Raw genomic sequence first — 3044 nt, 5'->3', positions numbered from 1 at the left:
TCAGTAATCCGTGGAGTTTTTGCAGGCTGGGGTCGGTGAGATCGCGGTAGCCTCGTCGTTCCTCTAAAAGAAACAGAGCGATACTGTAGACCGTAGTGACTTCTGTATGATCGGGGAACTGGGCGTAGACCTCAGCCATGGCGCTCGCAAAGGCTTGGTCGACATTGCGTCTGTCCTCCGGATCATACTTGGCGGGGTACCTCACGACCGCGGCATCAATCAGTGCGGCTTCAACGGCTGAGGCACGATCTTTAAGTGCCGCCGCCTTGTTTATAGCCGCGTGCGCTAATGGCGCGTTCTCTTCCGTCATGGGTTGATTAAGGAAGGAACCAAGAGCAAAAGCCTCACCCCAGAAACAGATAGCGCAATTCGGATCGATGGTTCGTGCTTCCACCATGGAGCGCGCCGCTTCGCTCATGCTGTATCCGTAGCGCAGCTGCATGCCCTGATCAAAGTACTCTTGAGCTTTTTCGCTGCTGGTGCTGATGGACCATGTGTAAGGCCCAAGGGCTTCCGGGATGTATGGGATGGCGGATTCTCGAGGCGACCCGGCGCAGGCGGAGACTATGGAGCTAAGAACCACAATTCCCCCGATCAGCGGTATTGCTCTAATTCGGGAAACAACGACTTGTAGACTTGTCATTCGACTTCGACCTTCCGTTAGACTTGCAAGGAACCAATGCGTACAACGCTACCTTTGTTGAGCCGTCTCAACAAGAGACATCTTCTTAGAAGCGTAAATTCAAGCTTGCTCTTGTGTTACCAAGATTCCTCGTGATACAAAACCTGCGGAATGTCTTGGGCTTTTGAACTCTGTTTCGTGTCATTTTTCGCACCTACCAATTATCGCTTCCTCACAGGTTTGACACTCGTTGTCTTTCTCCTGGCGGCAAGTCTGGCCTCGGCTTTTCACGATCATGATCAAGGACACCGCAGCAGTGAGACCGAGCTCCTCTGCTCAATGTGTGTTCATGAAGATACCCCGGGTAGCATGTCTCTGGCGTCACCCCTCCTACTCTCCGAGCCTGAATGCGCCTCGCTAGCTGGGGATTCTCGCTATGACATACCACGCGACTGTGCAGGTTTGGTCTCTTTGCCTCGTGGTCCCCCTGCGGACCCGGATTCTCTGCAGCGCATCGCCGATTAGTTCGATCGCGGTTCTATTGCCGCGTCTTTCGTACCAACAGAAGTTACCCGCTAAAACGCTGTCAATGCCCACCTAGGTGCGGTGTGGACTTGTTTTGTAGGGCCCTGAACAGTTCCGGGAGGAGCAAAAAACACATGATTGAAGCTAGCAAGATGGTCGTAGAGCGCGGTAAAAACACTGTGCTCAACCAATTGGATCTTTCTTTGGGGGCTAAGCAAATACTGGCATTGATTGGTGGGAACGGCGCTGGAAAGTCGACGACGATTCTTGCGCTACTAGGCCTGATTCCATTAACGAGTGGCGACGCACAGGTCTTGGGGAAAAGCGTTGCATCGCACGCAGATTCAATTCGCGCTCAAACAGGCTACCTACCCGAGCAGGCAGCGCTGTACGACCACCTGACTGCCTTAGAGAACGCCGCTTACTTCCTTAGTTTGGCGGGGGTGGGGACCAGCGGGGCGGAGATAGAAGAAGCCTTTGAGCGCGTGGACTTGCCAAAACGCGCCTGGGATGCCCGAGCCAGTACGTTTTCAAAAGGTATGCGTCAAAAAGTGGCGATTGCGACTTGCCTGCTGCGTAAAACGCCCTTGATTTTGTTTGATGAACCGACATCTGGATTAGACCCCGCTGCTATTGATGACTTTCACCGTCTCATCGAAAACCTACGAGAAGCAGGGACATCGATTCTCATGGTGACCCATGATCTGTTTGGTGCCAGCGAAACGGCGGATCAAATTCTGCTACTGAGTCAGGGTCGTCGAGTAGGTGACTTTGATAGAGGCTCAGACGGCTTTGATTCAGATGCCATACGTGCAGCATTCTCTGCTGCAAACGAGGTGGTGTGATGAGTGCTGTATGGTCCATCGCAAAAGCTGAGATGGTTTGGCTTAGCCGCAGTCGCTTGGCGCAAATATCAGCGGGTATCTTCCTGCTCCTTCTGGCGTTGTCGGTCCTTACCTCAACAGTGTTTTTGTCCGAACAGTTCGATCACCGACAGACACACCAGGATGAAGCCACAGATATTTTTGAAGACCAACCTGATCGTCATCCCCACCGCATGGTGCATTACGGTCAGTATGTCTTTCGTACACCACCACCGCTGGCATCTATTGACCCAGGCCTGGATGCCTACGGTGGAACCTCGATATTCTTGGAGGGACATCGTCAGAACGCGGCAATGTTCGCGGGAGCCAGCGAGGGCGCTGCGATGGTAAGGTTTGGGAATCTCACGCCTGCTTTTATCCTGCAGGTGCTTGCACCACTTTTACTGATACTCATCGGACACAGCGGCATCACTCGAGAGCGCGAATCAAGCACGCTTCGGGTTCTCTTAGCGCAGGGGGTCAAGCTTAGAAGCATCGCGCTGGGCAAGCTGTCGGTACAGCTGATCATCTGCGCGGCTTGTGTTTTGGTGCTGGCGGGTGCCGCATTGACCGCCGGTCCTGCGGAAACACGGGACAGCGCCTCGGCCACCGCTGTAGTACTTGTATACGCCGTGTATTTAGCGATCTGGGCTCTAGCCGTGACGTCCATTAGCACAATGCTGCGCCGCAGTAGCAGTGCTTTCCTTGTGCTCGCAGCGTTGTGGATGATCGTCACTATTGTTGTTCCAAGGGTGGCGGCCGATGTCGCAAGCACCGCGGCGCCCTTGGAGAGTGCCTTCGCTAGGCAAATGGCGCTCGCCACGTCGCTGAGAGCGCTGGGCGATTCCCATAACCCTAGCGATCCTAACTACGTGGACTTTCAAAGCCAGGTGTTAGCGGACTATGGCGTGGAAACTCTAGACGAATTGCCGGTCAATATCCGTGGCCTGATGGCGGTGGAGGGTGAGCGGCAGGGTGCGGAAGTGCTCGCGCGCTTCAGTGGGGAGGATCAGGGGGCGCGCCTGCGACAGCAG

At 54.6% G+C, this 3044-nt stretch carries 2 protein-coding genes and 1 pseudogene; 2 read left to right on the top strand and 1 reads right to left on the bottom strand.

Features of this window, described 5'->3' with window-relative positions; genetic code table 11:
• Nucleotides 1–643, bottom strand: a pseudogene (locus AB8B76_RS01740) (hypothetical protein); the annotation flags it as partial.
• 638 nt (nucleotides 644–1281) lie between these two features.
• Between AB8B76_RS01740 and AB8B76_RS01735 the strand changes: the two are divergent.
• Entirely contained in the window at nucleotides 1282–1992 is a 711-nt protein-coding gene (locus AB8B76_RS01735; RefSeq protein WP_405269380.1) for an ABC transporter ATP-binding protein, read from the top strand.
• Nucleotides 1992–3044 (top strand): ABC transporter permease subunit (locus tag AB8B76_RS01730; RefSeq protein WP_405269377.1); only part of this gene is annotated, 1053 nt, incomplete at its 3' end. The genes AB8B76_RS01735 and AB8B76_RS01730, both read left to right, overlap by 1 nt.

This window comes from Congregibacter sp. (genome assembly GCF_045107095.1).
Taxonomy (GTDB): domain Bacteria; phylum Pseudomonadota; class Gammaproteobacteria; order Pseudomonadales; family Halieaceae; genus Congregibacter.
The sequence above is the reverse complement of the archived record's forward strand: the minus strand, read 5'-3'. Positions and strand labels throughout refer to the sequence as shown.

Excerpts from the sequence above, each read along its gene's own strand:
- AB8B76_RS01735 (WP_405269380.1), top strand. The coding sequence starts at position 1,282 with ATGATTGAAGCTAGCAAGATGGTCGTAGAGCGCGGTAAAAACACTGTG.